The sequence below is a fragment of the Geopsychrobacter electrodiphilus DSM 16401 genome (assembly GCF_000384395.1).
GTDB classification, from domain to species: Bacteria; Desulfobacterota; Desulfuromonadia; order Desulfuromonadales; family Geopsychrobacteraceae; genus Geopsychrobacter; species Geopsychrobacter electrodiphilus.
In genome coordinates this window covers 3,128,656-3,151,640 of sequence record NZ_ARWE01000001.1, presented here as the reverse complement: position 1 = coordinate 3,151,640, position 22,985 = coordinate 3,128,656, and the positions used below count along the sequence as shown (strand labels likewise).

Genomic DNA, 22,985 nt, shown 5'->3' with positions numbered 1-22,985 from the left:
CGGGCTTAAAGGCGAATGACCGTATCGCCGGGCTTGATAATCCCAGCTTCAATCACCCGTGCGAAGATTCCTTCTTTCGGCATTACGCAATCACCCGCCTGCTCGTAGATGGCGCAGCGATTGTGACATTCCTTGCCGATCTGGGTCACTTCGAGCAGGGTCTCACCGACCTTGAGACGGGTGCCGATCGGCAGATTGACCAGGTCAATCCCTTCGGTCGTCAGGTTCTCGGCGAAGTCGCCGCTGTCGACATCCAGCCCCAGCGCCTGCATCTTGGCAATGCTCTCGCTGGCGAGCAGGCTGATCTGACGATGCCAGTCCCCGGCGTGGGCGTCGCCAATAATTCCATGTTCCTTTCGCAGTTCAACCAGCTCGACCGGAGTTTTACGTTCCCCTTTGTTGGTGCTGATGCAGGTTGCGACAATCTTTGCATTCATGGTTACTCCTTATTTATTCAAGCAACTTAGTTGCTCAGGATACGCGCTTCGCGCGCTTTAAAAACGGCGTACAGTTCACTCCCGGTGTCGAAGGATCCCATCTTCTCCCAGGCCCGGTGACTGATTTCAGAGACCAGCTTTTCTTTACCGAGCAGGGTGACCCGGACCCGGTCGCCCAGGACAATGCGTTCACTGACGCGGCCGGGAATAACATTCTGTGGACTCCCGCCCGGTGGCTCGGCAAACAGCGAGACCTCCCAGGGGGCAACCGCCAGGGTCGCAGGTCCGGGGAGTACGCTGATAAACTGTCCGAGGAGGCGGGTGCCGCCAGCGCTGTGAAAAGATTTCTCGCTCCCCTGTTCAATCACCTCGCCGCTGATTAGGTTGATCCCGGCAAAGCGGGCGACAAAGTCACTTTGTGGTTCACGCAGCAGCTGGTGATAGCTGCCGCGTTGCACGATCTGCCCATTCTCGATGACTGCGACGCGTTTGCGAAACCAGGCAACTTCCTCGGAATCATGGGTCACCAGCAGGGTTGGAATCTGTAGCTCTCCCAGGATCTGGTGCAGCCAGCGTCGGATCGCCCCGCGTGACGACGGGTCGAGGGCCGCGGTCGGTTCGTCGAGCAGCAGCAATTGCGGACCGGTGATCAAGGTGCGTGCCAGGGCGACCTTCTGTCGTTCGCCACCCGAGAGGGTGGTGACACTGCGTTCGGCCAGTTGGCCGATCCCGAGTTTATCGAGAATGCTCTCAACCTGGTTCTCGATCTCAGCCTTGGGCAGAGATCGAATCCGCAGCCCGAAAGCGATGTTCTGCCTGGCATTGAGGTGTGGGAAGAGGGCCAGATCTTGGAAGACCATGCCGATCCGCCGCTGTTCGGGGGGCAGATCGATCTTCTTGAGGACATCAAATAACAGCCGCTCACCCAACTGGATCCGCCCGGCTCTGGGCTTGGCCAGACCGGCGATCAGTCGCAACAGGCTACTTTTCCCGGCGCCATTGGGCCCGAGTAACACGGTAACACCCGCCTTCACGGTCAGATCGACCACCAGCTCATACTGCGCGAGCGGGTATTGGACGCGGCACCTGAGGCTATTCATTGGGTTGACTCCTGTGGCGCAACCCATTTTACCGCGGTCAGCAGGCACAAAGAGATCAACAACAGCAGCGCGCCCAAGCCGAAGGCCTGTTGTGGATCCGACTGAAAGGCGGTGTAGATCGCCAGCGACAGGGTCTGGGTGCGGCCGGGGAGATTGCCCGCAAACAGGATAATGGTGCCGAACAGCCCGACCCCCTGGGCCAGCGCCATGATCGCTTCCGCCGCCAGGCCGCGACGGACCAGGGGGAGTGAGACCCGTAGAAAGGTCTGAAAAGGGGTGGCGCCAAGCAGCAGGGCCGCATCCTCAAGTTTAGGATCGACCCCGGCGAAGAGCAGGGTACAGCGCCGCACGAAATAGGGTGTGACAATAAACAGAATGGCGATGATAACCGCCAGTAGGGTAAAGGGGATACTCAGCCCGATATCCATCAGCAGATTGCCGAGCAGGCCGCGGCGGCCAAAAGCGAGCAACAGAGACAGACCGGCCACGATCGGGGGCATCACCATCGGCAGTTCGAGCAGGGTCTCCAGAATCCGGCGCACTTTGCCGTTGATGCGCGAAAGGCCGTAGGCGGCGGGGAGGCCCAGGAGGAATATCGGCGGGAGTGCCAGAAGTGACGAGAGCAGCGTGATCCAGAGGGCTTGCTGGACTTCACCGCGCAACAGCAGGCTTAGCAGTTCTCGCGGACTGCTGGCCAGCAAAAGGGCGAGAATCGGCAGCAGGATCAGGGCGGCCAGCAGCGACCCCGCGGTTGCCAGAAACAGAGAGAAAAGGCGGGGCCGGTTCACTCGCGGGCACCCGTCAGAAACCCATAGCGGGTAAAGAGCTGTTGCGCCTCAGGGCTGAAGAGAAACTCCACCAGCTTTGTACAATCTGCGTGTCTTCCGGTGGTCATGGCCACCGGATAGGTCGCCAGCGGATTGTGCCGGCTCGGGATGGGAACCGCCACTAATTTACGCGCGGAATCGGCGGACAGGTCACTCTGGTAAACGATGCCGGCATCGGCCTCACCGAGTAGCAGTTTGGCAACAATCGCCTTGACCATATTCTCTTGGCTGACGACCTTCTTTTCGATCTGCTGCACGACTTCAGGCCCGTACTCGGGATCAGCGGCCAGATTGGCGAAGAGTCGACGGGTGTATTTGCCGACGGGGACCTGCCGGTTGCCGATCACCAGGAGCAGGTCGTACCGAGCGAGGTCTTTAATTGAAGTGATTTTTGCCTTGAGTTCAGGTTGAATCGCCAGAACCAGCTGGTTTTGCAGGAGAGTGCGTGGATTCTCGACCAGCCCTTTGTTGAGCAATCTATCCATCGCCGCAGTGTTGGCGGCAATAAACAGATCGGCGGGTGCGCTCTGTTCGATCTGCGTGGCAAGGGACTGGCTGCCGGCAAAGTTGAGGACAATTTTGTCGGCGGGATGCTGGGTTTGATACGCCTGCGCGACTGCTTGCAGAACTTCGGTCAGGGATGAGGCCGCAAACACCGACAGTTCAGTGGCCTGGGCCAGGGTCGGCAGTAAAATCATGAGCAGACACAGCCGGATAATCCTCATCGCAGATCCTCCTCAGCGAATTTCTCGTCAATCAATTCGTTCAGTCCCAGTTTGAGCCGTGCGAAACGTTGCAACAGCTCTTTCGCCTCGATCGTCAGTTGGGTCGATCCGCCGCCTTTGCCCCCCTTGGAACGTTCAACCAGCGGGAACGGGGCGTGATCCTCCATTTGCTGGAGCTGTGCCCAGAGCTTGCGGTAGGGGATGCCGAGTTCGGCGGCGGCGGCATTCAGCGAGCCACAACGCTCTATCGCCAGCAGCAGGCGTTCGCGGCCGGAGCCGATTAACGGTTCGCCGTCGACTTCGAGCCAGACCTTGGCGCGCACCTGAATCCTGTTCACTTCAAGAACCGTTCCTCGATGAAATCGGCCAGAAGCTTGGCGTCATTCAAATCGAAGCAGGGGACGTCCAGGTGCAGCACGGTGTTACTGGCGACCGCGATCAAACTTGGATCATCGATCTCACCGCGGCAGAGGAGCGGCTGGTGTAACTCCTGGCGGTGTGCCTCTATTTTAGGCAGACTGCTCTTTTTAAAGCCTTCGGTCAGCAGGATATCGACCTTGCCGGTAAAGGGCGCAAGTAACTGCTCCAACTGTGGCTCAAGTTCATGGCGCTGGATGATTGCGGTCTTGGTTGGGGAACTGATCGCGGTCATGGCCGCCCCGGCCGCGGCCATCTTCCAGGTATCTTTCCCTTCGTGGTCAATCTCGAATTTGTGGGCGTCATGCTTGAGCGCACCGACCGTCCAGCCGCGGGCGGTCATCTCGGCGATCAGTTTGACCAGCAGGGTGGTTTTACCTGTGCCGCTGCGCGCGACCAGGGTCACAACCGGAGGAGACAGGAGGCGCGCCAGATCCTGCGGCCGGTTCAGGTTGGTCAAGGCGCGCCGCCAACCGGCAGGCAGCTTGGCCTCCTCCAGATAGCAAACCTGAAGATGCTTCAGCAGATCTTTGATGCGCAGGTTCTGCTGCAGCAACTGCGCTTCAACCAGCGGCAGAATATCCCGGCGGTAACAGGCGATCAGGGGTTCATCGCCGTAGCAGGTTCGTGGAATAACCGCCTGGACGTCCTGCCGACGATGCGCAAGCAGGGTTTTTAGCAGCTGTGGAGAAGGGCAGGGCAGGTCACAGGGGAGCACCAGCACCCACTCCGTCGATGCATGTTCGAGGGCGTTATGCAAACCACCAAGGGCTGAACCGGGGTAAGTGTCGGCGAAGGCCGGCAGTTCTTTCGTCGCAAGGTCGGGGCGTTCACCGGCGATCTGTCGCCGGGCGCAGACCTGGCCAAGGGCGCGGGCGACCCGGCTGAAAAGCGACTGACCGTCAATCAGCAGGGCTGCTTTGTCGCTCCCCATCCGCGTACTGCGGCCTCCGGCAAAAACGACACCGGTGACGTTGGACAGCGGCAGAAAATTATCGATATGCGAAATTTGCATAACGCATATAATATGAAAACTGATATGTTTGTCAAGGGTCTTAATCAGCAAAAAAGAGCAATGAATAAAGTGCGGCCTTTAAGCGGTCGGTTGCCCACGGACCAAGACTGTGACTGACAACTCCCGGCCAAGGCTTCGTTCTCTCTCTGTCATAGGGTAAAACCCGGATCTCGGATATAGGCTTTGACCCGAGGATTTTGATTGGATAGTATTCAGGGGCTGGTTATTACATTATTCGCAAAAGCACAAAAACAGGGTCGGTCAACTTCCAGCGTAGTTTTGAGTGAAGGTCAATGACGTCTCGATCCATCTTGGAGGTACACCATTTTCGGCCCTGGTCGGCACAAAGAGCGCCGCTATGAAGTGTTTGAGATGCTCAAGGACGAGTACCGGGTTCAGGATGTTATCGATTATTCCAGACTGGAGTATTCGTTGAAAATGCGGTGACAAAACCGCCGGGTCAAAGCAGCTTTGTTCGTTTTATTCGCGCTTTTTAACCCTGCCCAGGAGGCAATGATGCGTTACGCAGATATCACCGGTTGGGGGAAATGCACCCCGCCCGCAATCCTGACCAATGGCGATCTTTCAACCTTTCTTGAAACAGATGATGCCTGGATCGTCAGCCGGACCGGCATGAAAGAACGCCGTATCTCCCACGTCCCGGTCAGCGATCTGGCCCATATTGCCTGTGCGCGGGCCTTGGCCGCGGCGGGAAAAACGGCGGCTGAGGTCGGGTTGATAATCTTCGGCAGTTGCTCATTTGATCAAATAGTGCCGAACTCTGCGTCCCGCGTGCAGCAACTGCTGGGTGCCGACAACGCCGCCTGCATGGATCTGAACACCGCCTGTACCAGTGGCATGTACGCCTTGAGTGTCGCAACCGCGATGATCAGGACCGGTGTCGTCCAGAGTGCGCTGGTGATCGGGGCCGAAGTGACTTCGAGTATGATGGATTGGTCGAACCGTGACGTTGCGGTGTTGTTCGGCGATGGTGCCGCCGCCTTTTATCTGGAGGGGAGCGAGCATAAAGCGGGAGTGGTGGCAGAATCCCTCGGCTGCTTCGGCAAGAACCGCGATATCCTCGATGTCGCCGGCTGGGGACAGAAATATGCCAATCAGGGGGTGATTCTCGGTGAAACGAAATGGAACTTCAATGGCCCCGAAATCTTTAAACGCGCCGTCGTCGGCATGAGCCGTGCCTGTGACAATGTCCTCGAAAAAGAGGGTTTGGCCAAGGAGGCGATCGATTTGATAGTGCCGCATCAGGCTAATCTGCGCATCATCGATGCCCTCGCCAAACGCATGGGCGCCAGTGATGAGAAGGTCTATATCAATATTCAGCGCTACGGTAACATGTCGGCCGCGACCGCTCCGCTGGCCCTGGTCGAAGCCATTGAAGAGGGCCGTGTCGCTCCCGGCGCGAAGATCCTGATGCCCGCCTTCGGTGGCGGCCTCACCTGGAGCGCGCATCTGCTGACCTGGGGCTCGCGGACAGCGCCACTTGGCACCTCGGATATCGATCTGTCTCCTTGTGATAAGACCGGATTGCAGCTGGTGCTGGAGATAATTGCGGCCAGGCAGATAAAAAAGGGCTAAACCTGGACATGGACATTGTTCAGGTTTTACGAATCTCGGCGGAATGCCAGAACTCTGGTTTGAGATAGGAACAGACAAGGACTTTGAAATGTTCAAAAACAGCCTGAAATCGATCGGGCGCAGCTGGTCAAGTCTCACCGGCAGCCTGATGGGAGACCGCAACCAGAAGCTCAATCCGGATCTCCCCAAAGGCGACGAAGACATTTTGCGTCGCCAGTTTCAGAATTGGATCGAGGCGCGGGGCGGAGAGGTCTCGGCACGCAAGCACGCCATGGAGATTGGCGGGCTTTACCAGAACCTTACGAGCGCGGGGCGCAGTCGGTTTCTGCGTCTCCTGGCGCGTGAATTCGGCCCGGACCGGCAGGCGCTGCGCCAACAGTGCAAACGCTATCTGGGGACCGATGATACCGACTGCGGCCCAATTGAAGAGGCGCTGCGCGATCTACTGATTACGCCACGACTCAAACTGCTGCACCAGTTCAATACCCTGCCGCAGGGGATCAAGTTTCTGGTCGACCTGCGCAAGGATCTGATCGGCTTTGCCAAAACCGATGCCGAACTGGCGACGCTGGATCTGGAGATTCGCCGTCTGCTCGCCACCTGGTTCGATGTTGGCCTGCTCGAGATGCGTCACATCGACTGGCAATCACCGGCCGCCCTGCTCGAGAAACTGGTCGCCTACGAAGCGGTGCACGAAATCCATTCCTGGCAGGACCTGCGTCACCGGCTGCACCTCGATCGCCGCTGCTATGCCTTCTTCCATCCCAATATGCCCGGCGAACCGCTGATCTTCGTCGAGGTCGCCCTCACCAACGGTCTCTCCGACAGCATCCAGAACCTGCTCGATGAATCGACGCCCCATGTGCCCCCTGAGGACGCCGATACGGCGATCTTTTATTCGATCTCCAACGCCCAGCAGGGGCTGCAGGGGATCAGTTTCGGCAACTTTCTGATCAAGCGGGTGGTCGAAACCCTCAAGGCGGAACTGCCTGACATCAAAACCTTCTCGACCCTGTCGCCGATCCCCGGTTTTTCCCGTTGGCTGAAAGGAGCTGGTGCCGAAGAAGTGGCGAAGTTGCTCGGTGAAGAGGTGATGGAAGGGCTGACGGAGACTGATTCTGAGCCGGGGTCTCCGGTTGATCTCGTTGCGCTTCTTGAGCAATCGGGCTGGCACCAGAACGGTGAATTCTGTGCCATGGTGCGACCGTTGCTGGAGAAATTGCTCTACCAGTATTTTCACACCACCCGCGCCGACGGGCAGCCGATCGACCCGGTCGAGCGCTTTCACCTCGGCAACGGCGCACGCATCGAGCGGGTCAACTGGCTCGGTGACCTGTCAGAGAAGGGGCTCATGCAGGCCTATGGATTGATGGTGAACTATCTTTATCCGATCAAGGATATCGAGAAGAATCATGAGCTGTATGCGACAGAGAGAAAGATTGCCCTCTCCTCAGCGGTTAAGGGTCTGAAATAGCAGGGGACCTATGACTCCAGGTTGAGGGGTGATGAGTTCCCGCAGGTCGGGATTTAGCTCAATCTGATCTTCGACAGATTTTGAGTATTTTGAGTTTTTTTCGCTATAATTGAGCCATGAAATGCGTCAGGTTCAACTGGAATCTTTCCCATCTCCTGCTCTGGTTCTGTCTGCTGCTTCTCTGTGGCTGCGGGGTTCCTTTGGTCTGGCAACACCCGGAGGGACTCAGTCAAGCAGAGTTACAGCAGGCAACCGACGAATGCCTGAGGTTGTCCCGGCAAGAGGCCGAGAATAGCGACTATTTTAGCCCCCACTTCTACCCGCGCTTTCCCTTCTACGACCGCCATTATTATCGTCACTCTGCTTATTGGTATGGTGAGCCGCCGCCCTTTTATTACGATGTGCAACGTCGCTGGTATGATGAACAACGTTATTTTCACATTTGCATGCTGGCAAAAGGCTGGCGTCAGGTCCCCGCCATCCCGCCGCGCTGAATCAATCCAGATTCCCGCTGCCTGCTGATCGTCATTAAGGCCTGAATTGAGGGCTTTGCCGCGAAAATAGGCTGTCTGAAAATCACCAGCGACGGCAGCTGGTTGACAGGTCAGTCGCGCTGGGAGCATATGGCGGCAACTAGTTGAAATAACACACTGATCTGTGGGGATATTATTCGGGGTTTTAGGACAAGGTGAATTTTGAAAGCCGCTTTTCAGGTTGATGCTGAAGGGTGGCTTTTGTTGTTCTTGGGTGTGGTTGCAACTTTGCAAAACCCCGTAATTTAGATTAAATAAATCTGTCCCCTTTTTATCACTTACAAATAAAAAGGCTCTGTTAGTGAGTTAAGTTGATTTTGTACAGCGGCTGGTGAACTGGTCGGCATTTCTCGCAATGCAGGATTGCGAGAATGCCACATACCACATCGACTCTTTCCGTAAAATAAATATAGAATTAACCCAAGACAGGTTTCTTCACTGCGTCAATCGTTGTTAACGAAGATCTCGTCCTTGAAGAAGCAAACTAACTTTGATTAATTGTGAGTAAAAATGGAAGAAATAGTTATTACAGGTAACTCAGTAGCCTACATATATAATGAAATTAGCGAGTATTACACATGTGTTTTCCTGATAGAAAAAATGAATAGATTATTTGTTATTGATACGTTCTGTGGTTCCCTGAGCATGGAGCCAATAGTTAGACGCCTGGAAAAGCTTGACCCGAAGAAAGAAGTCCTAGTCGTCAACACACATTTCCATTGGGACCATGTATGGGGCAATGTTGCCTTCAAGGATAAAACAATCGTTGGTCACCGTTTTTGTCGTGAGGATCTGCTCAACAATTGGCAGAGTCAAATTGACAATAATGGGCAATATATAAGCGGTAAGGTTGAACCGGTTCTGCCTTCACTGGTTTTCGATAAATCGATCTCCTTCCCTGACGATCAGATCGAAATATTTCACAGTCCCGGACACACAAGAGATTGCATATCTATTTTCGATTGGGCTGAAGGTGCCTTGTATGTTGGTGATAACGTCGAAAGCCCAATTATTTACGTCGAAGATCCAAATCTGGATACCTATATCGAAACACTCAAACTCTACCTTTCGTTGCCCACCAGAAAGATCTTTTCAAGTCATACCCTGGAAATAACAAATTTGGATATCCAGAAAACAATTGACTACCTGCTGATGATAAAAGATGGAGTGCGTGTTAATTTTGACACCGCGAATGAAAACAGAATTCATTTGGAAAATTTGGCAGTTCTACGGAGTCAGGCTTAGAGGAATACCATCTGGCAATCTGAGCAACCAACTGAAAAACGCTGTCTGTAAAATGAGGAAAAATTGCAGTGACGCGCGCAGATTGGAGACGCCGCCGTAAATCACCATCAATAAGACACCGAAACGGCCAACCTTCCAAATGGGGGCCCCTGTGTCGTTCTTATTGATCAGGAGCTTTGAGATGGCCTCCTGATAGTGGGTGTGTTTTAAGTACTTCGATGAAGCAGGAACATGATCGAACACAACATGTAAGAGACGACCCAACCCTTTGGAATCAGATCGAGCCGTTTTTTGTATTTTGATCGTGATTTCTAACCCGGATTCAAGTTGTAAGTGCAACTCTAATAGTTTGGTTTGAAGGATAAGCTGCGGTAGGCTCACGGCTTCTTTCACCGACCAAAGTTAGAGGAGCGCGATGATGCACTACACACAGCTTACCCGAGAAGAAAGATATCAGATTTCCGCCTTGAAAACAGCCGGTCAATCGAAGGCGCAAATGGCCAAGGTTCTTGGCCGCCATAAATCCACCATTGGCCGGGAGATGGCACGCAATTGTGGGTTGAGAGGCTACAGACCCAAGCAGGCTGATGGTCTTGCTGTAAGTCGTCGTCAGGAAAAGGTCACTTGCCGTATCACTCGCGAGTCCTGGGCGCGCGTCGAGCAGTTGACCCGCGAATACTGGAGTCCAGAGCAGGTCAGCTATTGGCTGCGGCAGGAAGAATGTCTCCATGTTAGTCCCGAGTGGATTTATCAATATGTTCTTCGTGACAAGCGGGCTGGTGGTGACATCTACCGATATCTGCGCTGTCAGAAACAACGTAAAAAGCGTTACGGTGCGCCAGATCGTCGTGGCCAGCTCAAAGGGCGCGTTTCGATCGACGAACGACCAGAGGTGGTCAACGAACGGAGTCGAGTCGGTGATTGGGAAGCCGATACGGTCATTGGCAAACAAGGCAGCGCTGTTTTGGTTACCCTCGTGGAACGCAAGACCCGTTGGAGCATGATTGGCAAGGCACCCGATCGGACAGCAAAAAAGGTTCGGGCTGTCATAGTGAAACGATTACTACCGCTGGCCTCACACGTGAAAACGTTGACTTACGACAACGGGAAAGAGTTTGCCTTGCATCTGGACATTGACGAGATGCTTCAGTCTAGCGGTTATTTTGCGCACCCTTATCATTCGTGGGAACGCGGCTTAAACGAGAACACCAATGGCCTTATTCGCCAGTTCTTCCCAAAAGGCAAGGATCTCGCTGAAGTGACTGACGAAGAGATTCAGAGAGTGATGAACAAACTCAACAACCGCCCCAGAAAATGCCTTGGATTTAAAACCCCCAATCAGGTATTTTTTGGAATCAATCCACCGGTTGCACTAGCGAATTGAATCCGCCTAAGAAATTAACCTGCCAAGCAATTCCAAACGCAAACCAGTGAGCTTGCTTGAGAATGTAGAGGTGGCGGCTTTGTGATGAAGTTGTTGCATTTTATATATTGCAACGGCTAAAGCAACATTTTAAGGAGAGGACCTCATTTCGGCAGTAAAAAGCGTTAAACTCCCACCAATCAGCAAAATTAGGAGTGGTTCATTATCCTAAACACAAGTTGCTAACCTAAATAACAATAAGCTTTGTTGCAACTGCAACGAAAGACTGTTTCTATGCTTATTTATGGAGAGTTTAAATTTCGCTATAAGTCACCGATATTTAAGGATAAAATATAAATATATGGTTTTTTGAATTTCTGGCACATTCCTTGGAATATCAATATATCAAGAAGGATGGAATAAAAGAGAATGTTTCACCATAATTGAATGGGAGGTAGGTCTCCCACGCCCGCTAAGGAGGACGCCATGACCAATTCTATCACAACGACAATCGGCCAAGAAATTAACGAAGTCACTACTGTGTCTCAAGCTGTTAATCCGCTTGCTAACATTTGGCTTGGAGTGCTTTTAGTCTGTCTTGGTGTTACTGCCTTTAGCACTGCGGTGTTGGTGGCGTGGCCATTCATCGCTCACATGATAGCTGGCTAAATTTAAAAAGGGATTCAAAGAGAATTAATCCTCGTAACGCCCTGACTGAATTGTCGGGGCGTTTTTATGTATAGTTCTGGTGCTCCATTTCATTAATCCTGATAGTTTAGAGATGGAGAACACCAGTTTTTGACTATGGCGCTTGATGCGGCATAACTTAGAATTTTTGAGACGGTGGCTCTGATGTTGGGTGTGTTTTAAGTCCTAAGGTGAAGCAAGATCTCCCTGTGTCAGCATTGTTGTCGCCTCTAACTGAACTCAAAATTGGGGGCAGTCAGGAGGCACATGTATACCAGATCATTCAGGGCCCTTATGATCCGTAAGGCTGCGGAGCTTAACGGGGCAAATAAAACTTCGACTGCACAAGAAGCTGGCGTATCATGGAGCACTCTCTATCGCGGGATGAGCGAAACAGATACGGTGGATGTTGCGGACCAGCCAGATTTACCATCGTTTTCCAAATCTATACGGAGGATATCAAAGATGAAACGTCCCTATGATTGGACTCCTGAAGAAAAACTGGCTGCGGTCTTAGAAGCGACATCGCTTTCGGAGGAAGACCTAGGCCCTTTTTTACGCAGCCGAGTTTTGCATAATCCCACACGCAGCAATAGCACGATCAGATGCTGGTTGGTCTAGAGACATTTGGTGGTAAGCGCAATGAGCGTAAGCGTATCCAGGACTTGGAAAAGGAACTTCTGCGCAAGGACAAGGCTCTGGCAGAAGCGGCAACTCTGCTGGCCCTGAAAAAAAGCCCGGGACCTTTGGGTGGACGACGACACGACCCTCTAGTCCGGAAACAGGTTCTCCTCCTGATCAAAGACGCGATGTGCCGGGGCGCTCGTTTGGAACAGGTGGCCAAAATGCTTGGGTTAACAAGTCGTACAGTACAAAGATGGCGGGACCAGAATGGTGGGTATGATCGACGTAACGGCCCACGAACTGCGCCCCCGAATCAACTGTCACATGTCGAGAGGCAGCAAGTCCTTGCGGTGGCCAATGCCCCTGAATACCGGGATCTTTCACCCTGGCAAATTGTTTCCCGTCTGGCCGATGCTGGTCAGTATGAGGTTGATTCGCAGGGTCTGATTCTACATTCCGAAAATGGCAGCCCCATGAAAGGATCAACCATGCTGGCGGCACTTCAGCAGTTGGGCGTTATGCCTTCCTTCAGTCGCCCTGGTGTCGGCAACGACAATCCCTTCTCGGAATCTCTGTTTCGCACGTTAAAGTATCGACCGGAGCACCCAGCACAACATATATGACGGCCCAACCATTTGGAATCAGGTTGGGCCGTTTTTTATATTTTGGATCGTGATCTATGAGAAGGTTATTGTTCTCGTGAATTTCAAAGAGGCCAGACCAAGAGAATCGTCGGAATGCCAACTAGCACGACCAAAATCTCCAGAGGCAGACCCATTCGCCAGTAATCGCCAAATTTATAGCCACCAGGACCCATGATGATGGTGTTGTTCTTATGACCGATGGGAGTCAGAAATGCACAGGATGCTGCGACGGCGACCGCCATCAAGAAAGAATCCGGGTTGGCATCAAGCCGGGTGGCTATATCGATGCCGATGGGGGCGGCGATCAGTGCCGTTGCCACGTTATTCAACACATCCGAAAGGGTCATGGTGACGAGCATCAGGATGGTAAGAACTGCGACGGTCGGCCAGCCAGCCGTCCAGTCAACAATTGCATTGGCCACCAGAGTTGTGCCACCACGCGCCTCTAGCGCGGCGCCGATCGGAATCATTGAGCCAAGCAGCACAATAACTGGCCACTCGACCGAGTCATACACTTGTGATAATGGCACAATGCGCAGAGCGACATAAGCGACAACCACTGCCGCCAACGCCATTGGCAGGTAAATCAAACCGGTACTGGCGGCAATAATTGCGGCGGCAAAAATAGCCACCGCCGCCCACGCCTTGCTCCGCTGAGGGACTTCGAGACCACGTCCAGCTAGTGACAGACAACCAAGCCAATCAACCACATTCGGAAGTTGCTCCTCCGGGCCAAGTAACAGCAAGATATCTCCCGCCTTAATTGGGACTTTGCGTACCTGCTCACGGATTCTCCGATCCTTCCGCGAGATACCGAGCAGGGTCACGTTACGCTGGGAGAGTAACCGGACCTCCATCGCCTTACGGCCTTCGATCATAGCCCCTTTCGGGACAACGACTTCCATTAGGGTCACTGCTTCGGCGAGCATGCTGTCATGCTTATGTGCGCCGACGTATTCTAAGTCTGCGGCACCGACAAACTGGTCGATGGCATCAGGCCGCCCTTCAAGCACCACCAGATCATTCTTACGGATGATTTCTCGCCGGGCGGAACCGGGTAGGTGCTTGCCGTGCCGCACCAGGCCGAGAATATTGACATCACTCTTCTCAGCGAACGGTTCGAGGTCCTTGAGCTTCTTGTCCACGGCACTGGAGGCTTTTTGCACCTTGGCGTTTGAAATGTAGGCTTTTAAATCGCCAAGTTCCAGAAGAGTATCGTGCTTGCCGCGTTCGGCCGGAATCAACCGCCAGCCAAGAAAAGAGACATACAACACCCCGACAATCGCTACCACAAGCCCGACCGGGGCAAAAGAGAACATGCCGTACGGTTTGCCTAGAGCGCTTTCGCGAAAGGTGGCAATAACGATGTTTGGTGGAGTGCCGATCAAAGTTATCATGCCGCCAAGGATAGAGGCGAAAGAAAGCGGCATCAGCGTTAGAGACGGGCTCCGCTTGGAGCGCTGGGCAGCCTGTATGTCGACCGGCATCAGCAACGCCAGCGCAGCGACATTGTTCATAATGCTCGAAAGTGTCGCGGAGATAACTGCCATAATGCCGATATGGTTCTGTAAGCTGCGCGACGAGTCGACGACTTTGCGCGCCAGCATTTCTATGGCACCAGATCGAGAGAGACCGCGACTGACGATCAGTACCAAGGCAATGATGATGACCGCCGGGTGGCCAAAACCTGAGAAAATTTGGTCTTTGGGAATGACACCGGTCATAGCGGCCAAAACAAGTGCGGCAAATGCGGTCACGTCGTAACGTATCTTGCCCCATATGAGAAAAATTAAAATGAGTGTAATCAGACTGAAGAGGATGGTTTGGTCGGTAGTCATCATTAAAAGGTAATTCCCAGAGATCCGTATAAAATCAGATGATATCAACTATACTTGGGTCTGAGTCGAGGTCAAATAGATGGATTTCTTAATTTTTGTCCTACATAGTTTTAAATGTTTGAAATTGGCCGAAATGCAAAATTCCTGCAGATCCTGACCGACTTATCAGAAAAGCCCACCCGGATCGCCAGGTGGGCTTTTGATGCTCTATATGTTGTGAGTTGCAGGACACTGCCGCGATCAACCCGTTTCTTCTTTCAAATATCGTAAGCAGTCAATCAGTGGTGATCTGTTTTTCTGATATTCTCTAAGCACGCGGACTTTTAAGATCGATTTGCAGGGCGGCGCTGCATCATACTTGGAAAGCAAAAAAGGGAGGAAGAGATGAGAAATATTCTGTTGGCAACTGACATTGCTGGCGAAACTGATCGCGCATTTGAAAGGGCAGTCAAGCTCGCTTTATCGCTAAAGTCCACACTTCACATCCTTCATGTTTGTCTGCCATCATCTCTTACCAGCAAGGCAAATATGGAACAATCCCCAAATCTTAGCGCAATAAAAAAAATGAACAGCTACCTAGCCAGTAACAAAGAGCTGATAAATGTAGAACACACAATAACTGTGAAAGAAAATCAGGAACCGTTTGCCGAAATTATCAAACTTGCAAATGAGGTCGATGCGGAACTTATTGTCATGGGGATGCATGGCAAATCAAAACTTCGTGACAAGTTTATCGGAACAACAATAGAAAAAGTTATCCGTAAGGGAACTCTGCCGGTTTTGATGGTCAAAGATAAACCCCTTGGGGAGTACAAAAATCTCTTGGTTGGCACTAATTTTTCTGCTGGATCAGGCCAGGCGCTTCGCCTAGCCCTTAAACTGGCCCCAAAAGGGATCGTGAACCTAGTCCACTTCTACGATATCCCAGATACCGACATTGGAGACAAAATTACCCAATATACTGGTGATGTTATTGAAGCCTCTGAAAAAGAGAAGTTAGAAAAATTTGTCAAGGAATACAGCTTTGATCTTGAAAAAACGGCCGGCGAACAACCAGAATTTCATTATCGATTGGCCCAAGGAGAAGCCGATAACAGACTCCTTCGTGAAGCAGTTGGGCTTAATGCTGAACTGATTGCAATTGGTGCCCACAGCCGGCCTAAGCTGATGCCTTATAAACTTGGTGGCATCGCACTTGACATCCTGACCAACCCACCCTGTGATGTATTGGTAGCAAACAGCTTATGACTCTTTGTGCTGAAAATATAATCCCCTGAGCAGGACCTACACTATCCCGGACACACAAACCGAGGAATAGTGCCCGATTATGGAGGTGTGTCCAATAAATTCAAGCTACTCGTCACAATTTAAACAAGATGCAGTCAAGGTGGCAGTGGAATCCGACCATTCTGTTGCCCAGACAGACTGACAGAGATTAGGGGGTTAATGCTAATTCTCTGTACATCTGGATAATGAAATATCGCCAACCGGAATCTTTGACGACTGAAGGATCTGGAGAAAAACTGATCTGGCAACACTCTTCCAGGTACTTGGCTACATAAATTTTTGTATGATTTCAACGTCTAGCGGAGGGCGTGCTTGAAATTCCTGCCACCCCTGCAAATACTGAAATGGCCGCCTCAGGAATTGGAGTGGCCATTTCAGTATTTGATGAAAATCAAAACCATGGTCAAAGTGAGATTTTATTCGCTGCAAGGAAAACACACCCTAAATTCTTTCCTCGCCAAATATTTGGCGATTCGGGCTTGTTTTTCGTTCCATGACCTAAGTGAGCTCGGCGCTGGTCTAGGATATGTATGATCGATTTGTGGCTTTGTGGTGAGCAAGGTAAAAAGGTCATATACTTTGGAATTAAAATTCATATCATCTTTGTGCGTAATGAGAAAATGATGAGAGCATGAAAAAAGAGCCCGGGGCTTTTCCTCTACGAGCCCACCCGTTGGCTACAGAACTGTACGATTAATGAGTTATTGTCTTGAGGGAGTACCTCATGTCTGAGCTTTTTGGTTTCGATGTTTTTTCGCCCAAGGAAATCGCTGCGCGAGTCGAAACAATCGGCGTGGCCAAGGCGCACTTACCACTAATTCCTATGCTGATGCTGAGTGTGCTGGCTGGTGCCTTTATTGGTCTGGGCGCTCTTTATTTTGTGATTGTCAAATCAGACCCTAACCTAGGGTTCGCCGCCAAACAGGTGCTCGGCGGCGTGACTTTTTCTTTGGGATTGATTCTTGTCATAGTGGCAGGTGCGGAGTTATTCACCGGAAACAATCTGCTGGCGATGGCCTGGGCTGATGGAAAAATTTCCACACGTGAGTTGCTGCGGAACTGGGTGATTGTTTGCGGCGGTAATTTTATTGGTGCAGTCGGAATTGCTCTCTTGGTCTTTCTCTCACATCATGTTGAAATGAACAACGGTGGAATTGCCCAAGAGTATATCAAGATTGCTTCAGCCAAGGTTGCCTTGCCTTTCTGGACGGCCTTCTTTAAAGGCATTCTCTGTAATATTCTGGTGTGCATGGCGGTTTGGATGGCTTTTGCCGGAAGAAGTGTAATCGACAAGGCAGTAGCGGTAGTCTTTCCAATATCTGCTTTTGTTGCAGCAGGCTTCGAGCATAGCATTGCCAACATGTTTTTTATTCCGCTCGCCATGCTATTGCAAAGCTTCGATAACATTGGGGTGAACTCCAATACCATTACTTGGGCTGGTCTCTTTGGTAACCTGGTGCCAGTAATATTGGGCAATATTGTTGGTGGCAGTGTATTGGTCGGGTTAGTGTACCACCTTATCTATCGGCAGGTGCCGGGCCAGGACGAATAGACGTATCCAACAGAACATTAATTTGCGCAGCAATAGATAGACAGTTTCAACTAAGCACAGCAGCGGTTTCTCAAGGACCGGGTCGGGATCAAACCACTGCTCAATCAAAGGGTCTTATAAGTTAGTCACCCAAAAGAGCGGCCCTGGAGTGGAGAGCATCGTTGAGTTCTCGCTGACCCTGACCTATAAGAAAACCCCCTATGATCATCAGACGGGGTTTCGTGTTTCAACAGTGGTGATTTGGCATCGCTGGAAGTTACTGTTAGCCCTGACCCTGAGCCAAGGATAATGTTGCTGCTTGGCTCAGGGGCCGACGGTTTTTATCTCCGCAAGATGAAAAAGTAAGCCCGCTTCAGAAGGAAGTGGATTCGTCATGCTCGGCCAGTTCCTCTTGAATATAACGTTTGACATACTCTTGACTATTCACGCTGGTTTTACTCAACCAGAAGACTAGCAAAGCTCCGCACGCCAGGACGAAGATACGAAATTCCGGCAGCGCCAGCGCCAGCAGCAAGGTGACCGGCACGATGAACGCTAGTCCCCATATTCCACGCCAGCGTAATTTCACCAAGAGAGCCTGAGCGTCAACCCGGTTAGTCAGGCCGACTTTTTGTAACGAGAGACACAATGATTCGTAATTCCGCTGGTGCTTGTCCTTCATTCGTCCGAATGGGTCGTTGATATTCATGGGTTCATTTCTGTCGATGGTTTAAGGATGCCTGTTTCCAGTATCTCGGACGGTTTTGACTTTGTCAAAATAAACTGTACTAACGCAATTTGATAGATTTTTGAACATAAGTTCAACAGAAGTGGGGGGGCACGCCCGACCCCATGGAACTAAGCTGGTAACGTAAGTAAGCCCCTGTTGGGTCGGGGCTTCTTCATATCCAGGTCTCGGATGTAGTAACAAAATGTAGCACTGACACTAGCCGGGGTTACTTCGTTACAGCGTCTTAAATGTCGTGCATAATAAGAAACGCCCACGATCTGCTAACCGTGGGCGTTTGGCGTTCTAGTGGTGGTGATTTCCAGACACGTCTGGGTAGGTTGAGTCGTTAACTATACTGGGGAAAAATCCGAAGTCCGGTCGGGGTCTTGAGCTATGTTTGGTGTATGAACTCCGAGATGAGTTTCTTCCCCAAGGGCGCACCGGTGTAAGTCTGGAGATCAGTTCCAATATCGATTGGGGCGGGATGGTCAGACAGCGCCAGCAATTGGTTGACCATCTCAACAACTCCCGGCAGTTCACTGTCGGTCACGAGCCTCCCCAGCCCGATCTCGGCTAGACGGTTGCCAATTCGTCGATGCTGCCGATGTGCCGGTATAATGATTATCCCGCGAGCCTTGTTTTCCAGGGCCTGATAAACGGTGCCGATTCCACCGTGACAGATCACAATCGTTTGATAGCTCAATGCGATCACCTTGTCTCCCGGCAAGAAATCGCGGACAAAGAACCCGGGTCGCTCGTAAGATTTCATCTCCCGTGCCTCCATAACCCCGCCGGTGGTTATAACGACTTGGAACTGTGAACCTCGCAACCGCTCCGCGACGACCCTCATATGTTCGCGATTATCGGAACTTCCCATCGCCATATAGACGAGTGGTTTTTTGGCGTCAATTACAACGGTCGGATCAAGAGGTTTATCTGCTCCATGCCAGGTGACCGGTCCCATGTAGGAGAAACTTGGTGACAGGGCCCTGATGGGAAACAGCGACGGCAAGTCCGGAAGGATATTGAGGTCTGCGGTGAAGATCATCCGCAACGATCTTTCCTCAGGGGCATGCATCCGTCTCGCAACTGCGTTGAAACGGCCCAATATCTGGCTGGCCCTCTTGATACGCTCGCGCTCTTGTTCTTCGGTCAGTTCGTCCGACATGCGGAACTGCGGATGATTGCAGGCGTTGAATAGCGTAACATGAGGTATGCGCCGTGCCCTGATTGGAATCCTTGCCACCATTGGCATCGAACTCACAACGCAATCCGGCTTGAATTCGTCCATCACCGTGCCGTAGGTGACTACGAACTGTTCGACTTTTTCCTCGGTATCGAATACCGGTTCCCCCCGTGAGAACTTTTCGTAATCGACTAGCGGTAAATCAACTAACCGTGTGTCGATCCGCAACTCCTCCGCCAGCGACAGGAACGAATTGGATAATGCGATTCTCACCTCGAACTCTTTCGCCATTTCTTTGGCGAGCACTAGTGATCTGGTTACGTGGGCGAATCCCAGCGCGGGTAAGAACAGTATTCGCTTCATGATGCCGAACACCCTCATCAATGGGAACGGCCAACCCCTTTATGAGGTTGGCCGTATTTACATCTAAATAGATGTTGACTTCAGGTCGTAATCACCTGCAAGAAAATCGCTACCAGCTTGGTTGGATATCATTGTGTTTTAGGAATCTGCCAATTGCATTTACTTCTTCAAGGGGAATATCCACAAATTGTATGCCCACTCCAGGAGCAAACTCTGGGTTATACGGATTTTCTTTCGTGTTTACCCACGCAACTTTTGAAGGACATGAAATTGTGTCATCCTGCCTCAACAGTTTAAAGCGCAGAATCAAGATATCATCAACATTTAATGGATAATTTGTTTGCAGAAAAAGCCCACCAGTACTTAAGTCAATGCTAAATCCACTCAGAAGGGTTCCGTCGGGACTCCCAAATCTGACCTGCATCTCAGCCCTTAGGCGTTTAGGTACATATTCATTATCAACTGAATTGATCATTGGCCCGCCTAGGATGAAATCCCCTGCCTAAGTCATGTGCGATGCCCAAGGTATCATTGAATAGTTTGCCCTGGGTAGTAATCTAATGATTCATAAACGTAAAAATTGGTTATCTGGGATTAGGACATGACCAGCTCGCGCAGGTTGCGATAGACCGGCTCGCGTGCGCGCATTTTCGAATTGTGCGCAGTTCATCAGGAATAACTTTAAGATGATCGCAGGGCGAAGCTGAAGCGTATATCGCTGGTTGGTTCCGGGGCCAGATTTTTTTCGTGGAAAATGACCTGCCCCCGACGATTGACCAACAGTGCGGTCGAACTGCGCGTACCATAGTCAGTGCCGGAGATCCGCAGTGCGGAAAGCTGGCGTTCCCGTTCGAGGCTGACCCCGGTCGCAGGGAGCAGTTCGTCGGGAAACAGGCGCGAGTCATCGAGAATTCTGAGTAGATCGCTGGTTTCAAACTCGGACCTGGCAAGGAGTGCCTGCAACTGCGCCTTACCTTGTTGAACCTTGGGCCAGGGCGTGTCGAGTTGGGCGTTACTAAGCCCGTACAGGCCGGGTTTTAACGCGAGCGGGGCAGACAGCCGATTGGAATAGTAAGTGAGCCCGTTCTGGCTGCCATACAACAGATTGTAGCCGGAATACAGGTCGCTGGTTTTCTGCAGTTGTCGTGCATAATCCTGTGTTTCGGTGTCGCTCCCCAGATAACCACAAGTCAGCTCGCCACGTGAACGGGCTGCGGGGACGGCCAGCTGCGGTTCCCTGACGTTGGTCACCGCCGCAAAGCGTCCACTGCGGGTCATCCCCATCCAGGTCCCTTGCGCCTCAAGATCTCTTCCCGCCAGCAGATCAGGTTGTTCCGGCCACCAGTGCGCAGCAGCAGTGCTGCGTCGGTAAAATTCGTCGCGGTTGGCAGCAACGATCAGGGGATATTCAGGGTGGCAGCGCCAGGCTAAGAGTATGAGACACATGGGCCTCAGTTTAATGGGGTTGTTGGCGGAAAGCTATAGGGCGGCCGATATCTGCCAGCCTAAGCGAGTCGCAAAATTTACAGTTGGTATACAATGAGACACCTGAATAAACCCTTGATGGCCCCTTTCTCCCCCTTACCCGAGGTCTCTCTATGAAAGTAGCCTGTCTGCAAATCAACACCGGTGACCTGCTAAGCCTGAACCTGGAGAATATCGATCTGCTGTTGCAACGTGCCGCGGAGCAGAAAGTAAAACTGGCAGCCTTGCCGGAGAACTTCGCTTTCATGCATCCGGATCTGCAGCGCAAGCGCGATTTTGCCCGGCAGGACTGTCCCGCAACGGTGCTGCCGTTTTTGGCGGCTGCCGCGCAAAAATACCATATGGCGATTATTGCCGGTTCGGTGTTGCTTGAGGGTCGCCAGGATAAGCTGCGCAATGCTTGCCCGGTGTACGACCGCAACGGAGCTTGTCTCGGGATCTATGACAAGATGCATCTGTTTGATGTTGATTTGCCGGACGGTCGCTATCATGAATCCGCCCAGATTGAAGCGGGTGACACACCGCTGGTTGTTCAGCTTGATGAATGGCGACTGGGGGTGAGTATCTGTTACGACCTGCGTTTTCCCGAGCTCTATCGTTACTACAGCGCTCTGGGCTGCAACCTGCTCTCGATCCCTGCGGCGTTTACGGTGCCGACCGGCCAGGCGCATTGGGAGGTGCTGTTACGCGCGCGGGCTATTGAAAATCAGGCCTATGTCCTGGCGCCGGCCCAGATCGGGACCCACCCCGGGGGGCGGCAGACCTATGGGCACAGCATGATCATTGCCCCCTGGGGGGAAATAGTTGCCCAGGCCAGTAATCATTCTGCCGCCGGGGGGGAGCTGATCGTTGGGGATATCGAGCTCAATACTGTTAGCGACATTCGCCGCAAGATGCCGGCGTGGCGCCATGAAAAACTCTGATTCAGGAGAGTGAAAGAAAAAGGCTGGAAATTTTCAGAACCGGCTGTTGTTAAAGGATACAAGTGGTAGAATTGTGACCTTACAAGTCATGAATGCTGCAGCGCTGAAAAGGAGAAGACCTATGATCCGGATAATGATCTTGCTACTGGCAACGGTATTTGGTGGAACTGCTGCTTTTGCTGCTGTTGAGGGGAAAGAGGTGACTTATACCTCTGGTGCGACGACCATGAAGGGTTATCTGGCCACGGATGATGCGATACGCGGCCAGCGCCCCGGGGTCCTGGTGGTGCACGAGTGGTGGGGGCAGAATGCCTATGCGCGCAAACGGGCCGACATGCTCGCCGCGCTGGGGTATACGGCGCTGGCGCTCGACATGTACGGCGATGGCAAAACCGCCGATCATCCCAAGGATGCCGGGGCTTTTTCGTCGGCGGTGATGAAGAATCTGCCCGAAGCCCGGGCGCGCTTTGACGCCGCCCTGGCGTTGCTGAAACAACAGCCGAACGTCGATCCGACCAGGATCGCCGCCATCGGCTACTGCTTCGGTGGCGCGGTCGTGCTGGAAATGGCCCGTGAGGGGGTCGAGCTGGATGCGGTCGCCAGTTTCCATGGCAGCCTGGCCGCCAGTCATCGCGCCGAACCGGGGACAATTAAGGTGAAGAGAATCCTGGTCGCCAACGGCGCGGCGGACAAGTTCATCAAGGCTGAGGATGTCGCCGCCTTGACCGGTGAACTGGCCGCTAACGGGGTGGCGTTCGACTTTCTCAACCTGCCGGGCGCGGTGCACAGCTTTACCAATCCCGACTCAGATGCGCTGGGAAAAAAATTCGGTCTGCCCCTCGGCTATAACGCCGCGGCTGATCATAAATCATGGGAAGCGATGCGCAGGATGTTTGCCGAGGTGTTCAAGTAGAAGTTTTGGCGGGAGGTCAGGTAGGCAGGCAGCGTACTCCCC

The 22,985-nt window shown here is 52.4% G+C and carries 23 protein-coding genes and 2 pseudogenes; 13 read left to right on the top strand and 12 right to left on the bottom strand.

Annotated features, from left to right (window positions below; all coding sequences use genetic code 11):
• Positions 1-5: 5 nt before the first annotated feature.
• The 6 genes from D888_RS0114945 to mobB are packed head-to-tail and all read right to left on the bottom strand — an operon-like array spanning position 6 to position 4,521.
• Positions 6-437, bottom strand: a complete 432-nt coding sequence (locus D888_RS0114945; protein WP_020677377.1) for an MOSC domain-containing protein — start codon at positions 435-437, stop codon at positions 6-8.
• 26 nt (positions 438-463) lie between these two features.
• The gene (locus D888_RS0114940; RefSeq protein WP_020677376.1) at positions 464-1,537 is read right to left on the bottom strand and encodes an ABC transporter ATP-binding protein; all 1,074 of its coding nucleotides are present in this window, start codon (positions 1,535-1,537) and stop codon (positions 464-466) included.
• Positions 1,534-2,325, bottom strand: a complete 792-nt coding sequence (locus D888_RS0114935) for a molybdate ABC transporter permease subunit (RefSeq protein ID WP_020677375.1) — start codon at positions 2,323-2,325, stop codon at positions 1,534-1,536. The genes D888_RS0114940 and D888_RS0114935 overlap by 4 nt, the downstream gene beginning before the upstream one ends.
• Positions 2,322-3,089, bottom strand: coding sequence for a molybdate ABC transporter substrate-binding protein (modA, locus tag D888_RS0114930; RefSeq protein ID WP_020677374.1), 768 nt, complete (start codon positions 3,087-3,089; stop codon positions 2,322-2,324). Before modA ends, D888_RS0114935 begins: the two co-directional genes overlap by 4 nt.
• The gene (locus D888_RS0114925; RefSeq protein WP_020677373.1) at positions 3,086-3,427 is read right to left on the bottom strand and encodes a winged helix-turn-helix domain-containing protein; all 342 of its coding nucleotides are present in this window, start codon (positions 3,425-3,427) and stop codon (positions 3,086-3,088) included. The genes modA and D888_RS0114925 overlap by 4 nt, the downstream gene beginning before the upstream one ends.
• A complete protein-coding gene (gene mobB / locus D888_RS24800) occupies positions 3,424-4,521 on the bottom strand; it encodes a molybdopterin-guanine dinucleotide biosynthesis protein B (RefSeq protein WP_156827026.1) in 1,098 nt (365 codons plus the stop codon). The genes D888_RS0114925 and mobB overlap by 4 nt, the downstream gene beginning before the upstream one ends.
• Positions 4,522-5,037: 516 nt before the next feature.
• On the opposite strand from mobB, the gene D888_RS0114915 reads away from it, so the two are divergent.
• The 4 genes from D888_RS0114915 (at position 5,038) to D888_RS0114900 (ending at position 9,369) form a co-directional block, all read left to right on the top strand.
• Positions 5,038-6,117, top strand: coding sequence for a beta-ketoacyl-ACP synthase 3 (locus tag D888_RS0114915; protein ID WP_020677371.1), 1,080 nt, complete (start codon positions 5,038-5,040; stop codon positions 6,115-6,117).
• An 88-nt stretch (positions 6,118-6,205) separates the two neighbouring features.
• The gene (locus tag D888_RS0114910; RefSeq protein WP_020677370.1) at positions 6,206-7,591 is read left to right on the top strand and encodes a malonyl-CoA decarboxylase; all 1,386 of its coding nucleotides are present in this window, start codon (positions 6,206-6,208) and stop codon (positions 7,589-7,591) included.
• A gap of 116 nt (positions 7,592-7,707) precedes the next feature.
• On the top strand, positions 7,708-8,085 hold the full coding sequence (locus tag D888_RS24100; protein WP_156827025.1) for a hypothetical protein: 378 nt from the start codon (positions 7,708-7,710) through the stop codon (positions 8,083-8,085).
• Between the two features lie 549 nt (positions 8,086-8,634).
• Positions 8,635-9,369: an MBL fold metallo-hydrolase gene (locus tag D888_RS0114900; RefSeq protein ID WP_020677368.1), complete on the top strand. Its 735-nt coding sequence runs from the start codon at positions 8,635-8,637 to the stop codon at positions 9,367-9,369.
• Here D888_RS0114900 and D888_RS0114895 read toward each other — a convergent pair.
• The gene (locus D888_RS0114895; RefSeq protein WP_020677367.1) at positions 9,352-9,750 is read right to left on the bottom strand and encodes a hypothetical protein; all 399 of its coding nucleotides are present in this window, start codon (positions 9,748-9,750) and stop codon (positions 9,352-9,354) included. The genes D888_RS0114900 and D888_RS0114895 overlap by 18 nt on opposite strands.
• 37 nt (positions 9,751-9,787) lie before the next feature.
• On the opposite strand from D888_RS0114895, the gene D888_RS0114890 reads away from it, so the two are divergent.
• The 4 genes and pseudogenes from D888_RS0114890 to D888_RS24995 all read left to right on the top strand — a co-directional run.
• The gene (locus D888_RS0114890; RefSeq protein ID WP_020675961.1) at positions 9,788-10,753 is read left to right on the top strand and encodes an IS30 family transposase; all 966 of its coding nucleotides are present in this window, start codon (positions 9,788-9,790) and stop codon (positions 10,751-10,753) included.
• Between the two features lie 465 nt (positions 10,754-11,218).
• Entirely contained in the window at positions 11,219-11,401 is a 183-nt protein-coding gene (locus D888_RS0114885) for a hypothetical protein (protein WP_020677366.1), read from the top strand.
• A gap of 623 nt (positions 11,402-12,024) precedes the next feature.
• Positions 12,025-12,312 (top strand): annotated as a pseudogene (locus D888_RS25000) (helix-turn-helix domain-containing protein); the annotation flags it as partial.
• A gap of 174 nt (positions 12,313-12,486) precedes the next feature.
• Positions 12,487-12,651: pseudogene (locus D888_RS24995) on the top strand (IS3-like element ISPpr7 family transposase); the annotation flags it as partial.
• A 98-nt stretch (positions 12,652-12,749) separates the two neighbouring features.
• On the opposite strand, the gene D888_RS0114870 reads toward D888_RS24995, so the two are convergent.
• Entirely contained in the window at positions 12,750-14,525 is a 1,776-nt protein-coding gene (locus D888_RS0114870) for an SLC13 family permease (protein ID WP_026362419.1), read from the bottom strand.
• A 384-nt stretch (positions 14,526-14,909) separates the two neighbouring features.
• Here D888_RS0114870 and D888_RS0114865 point away from each other — a divergent pair, with 384 nt between their 5' ends.
• The 3 genes from D888_RS0114865 to D888_RS0114850 all read left to right on the top strand — a co-directional run bounded on the left by D888_RS0114865 (position 14,910) and on the right by D888_RS0114850 (position 17,364).
• Positions 14,910-15,773 (top strand): universal stress protein, encoded by an 864-nt coding sequence (locus D888_RS0114865; protein ID WP_020677362.1) that lies wholly within the window; start codon positions 14,910-14,912, stop codon positions 15,771-15,773.
• A gap of 347 nt (positions 15,774-16,120) precedes the next feature.
• Entirely contained in the window at positions 16,121-16,309 is a 189-nt protein-coding gene (locus D888_RS0114860; RefSeq protein ID WP_156827024.1) for a hypothetical protein, read from the top strand.
• Between the two features lie 227 nt (positions 16,310-16,536).
• A complete protein-coding gene (locus D888_RS0114850) occupies positions 16,537-17,364 on the top strand; it encodes a formate/nitrite transporter family protein (RefSeq protein ID WP_020677359.1) in 828 nt (275 codons plus the stop codon).
• 352 nt (positions 17,365-17,716) lie between these two features.
• Here D888_RS0114850 and D888_RS0114840 read toward each other — a convergent pair whose 3' ends face one another.
• From D888_RS0114840 to D888_RS0114825, 4 genes are all read right to left on the bottom strand, one after another.
• Complete coding sequence (locus tag D888_RS0114840) at positions 17,717-18,052, bottom strand: hypothetical protein (RefSeq protein WP_020677357.1); 336 nt, start codon at positions 18,050-18,052, stop codon at positions 17,717-17,719.
• 412 nt (positions 18,053-18,464) lie between these two features.
• Positions 18,465-19,622: a glycosyltransferase gene (locus D888_RS0114835; protein ID WP_156827023.1), complete on the bottom strand. Its 1,158-nt coding sequence runs from the start codon at positions 19,620-19,622 to the stop codon at positions 18,465-18,467.
• A gap of 109 nt (positions 19,623-19,731) precedes the next feature.
• Positions 19,732-20,097: a PilZ domain-containing protein gene (locus D888_RS0114830; RefSeq protein ID WP_020677355.1), complete on the bottom strand. Its 366-nt coding sequence runs from the start codon at positions 20,095-20,097 to the stop codon at positions 19,732-19,734.
• A 206-nt stretch (positions 20,098-20,303) separates the two neighbouring features.
• Positions 20,304-21,068 (bottom strand): NRDE family protein, encoded by a 765-nt coding sequence (locus D888_RS0114825; RefSeq protein WP_020677354.1) that lies wholly within the window; start codon positions 21,066-21,068, stop codon positions 20,304-20,306.
• Between the two features lie 152 nt (positions 21,069-21,220).
• Here D888_RS0114825 and D888_RS0114820 point away from each other — a divergent pair, with 152 nt between their 5' ends.
• Complete coding sequence (locus D888_RS0114820; RefSeq protein ID WP_020677353.1) at positions 21,221-22,030, top strand: carbon-nitrogen hydrolase family protein; 810 nt, start codon at positions 21,221-21,223, stop codon at positions 22,028-22,030.
• A gap of 121 nt (positions 22,031-22,151) precedes the next feature.
• The gene (locus D888_RS0114815; RefSeq protein WP_020677352.1) at positions 22,152-22,943 is read left to right on the top strand and encodes a dienelactone hydrolase family protein; all 792 of its coding nucleotides are present in this window, start codon (positions 22,152-22,154) and stop codon (positions 22,941-22,943) included.
• Positions 22,944-22,985 lie beyond the last annotated feature (42 nt).

Coding starts and splice junctions, on each gene's coding strand:
- D888_RS0114945 (WP_020677377.1), bottom strand. CDS start 437: ATGAATGCAAAGATTGTCGCAACCTGCATCAGCACCAACAAAGGGGAA.
- D888_RS0114940 (WP_020677376.1), bottom strand. CDS start 1,537: ATGAATAGCCTCAGGTGCCGCGTCCAATACCCGCTCGCGCAGTATGAG.
- modA (WP_020677374.1), bottom strand. CDS start 3,089: ATGAGGATTATCCGGCTGTGTCTGCTCATGATTTTACTGCCGACCCTG.
- mobB (WP_156827026.1), bottom strand. CDS start 4,521: ATGCAAATTTCGCATATCGATAATTTTCTGCCGCTGTCCAACGTCACC.
- D888_RS0114915 (WP_020677371.1), top strand. CDS start 5,038: ATGCGTTACGCAGATATCACCGGTTGGGGGAAATGCACCCCGCCCGCA.
- D888_RS0114910 (WP_020677370.1), top strand. CDS start 6,206: ATGTTCAAAAACAGCCTGAAATCGATCGGGCGCAGCTGGTCAAGTCTC.
- D888_RS24100 (WP_156827025.1), top strand. CDS start 7,708: ATGAAATGCGTCAGGTTCAACTGGAATCTTTCCCATCTCCTGCTCTGG.
- D888_RS0114900 (WP_020677368.1), top strand. CDS start 8,635: ATGGAAGAAATAGTTATTACAGGTAACTCAGTAGCCTACATATATAAT.
- D888_RS0114890 (WP_020675961.1), top strand. CDS start 9,788: ATGCACTACACACAGCTTACCCGAGAAGAAAGATATCAGATTTCCGCC.
- D888_RS0114885 (WP_020677366.1), top strand. CDS start 11,219: ATGACCAATTCTATCACAACGACAATCGGCCAAGAAATTAACGAAGTC.
- D888_RS0114870 (WP_026362419.1), bottom strand. CDS start 14,525: ATGACTACCGACCAAACCATCCTCTTCAGTCTGATTACACTCATTTTA.
- D888_RS0114865 (WP_020677362.1), top strand. CDS start 14,910: ATGAGAAATATTCTGTTGGCAACTGACATTGCTGGCGAAACTGATCGC.
- D888_RS0114850 (WP_020677359.1), top strand. CDS start 16,537: ATGTCTGAGCTTTTTGGTTTCGATGTTTTTTCGCCCAAGGAAATCGCT.
- D888_RS0114840 (WP_020677357.1), bottom strand. CDS start 18,052: ATGAATATCAACGACCCATTCGGACGAATGAAGGACAAGCACCAGCGG.
- D888_RS0114835 (WP_156827023.1), bottom strand. CDS start 19,622: ATGAAGCGAATACTGTTCTTACCCGCGCTGGGATTCGCCCACGTAACC.
- D888_RS0114830 (WP_020677355.1), bottom strand. CDS start 20,097: ATGATCAATTCAGTTGATAATGAATATGTACCTAAACGCCTAAGGGCT.
- D888_RS0114825 (WP_020677354.1), bottom strand. CDS start 21,068: ATGTGTCTCATACTCTTAGCCTGGCGCTGCCACCCTGAATATCCCCTG.
- D888_RS0114820 (WP_020677353.1), top strand. CDS start 21,221: ATGAAAGTAGCCTGTCTGCAAATCAACACCGGTGACCTGCTAAGCCTG.
- D888_RS0114815 (WP_020677352.1), top strand. CDS start 22,152: ATGATCCGGATAATGATCTTGCTACTGGCAACGGTATTTGGTGGAACT.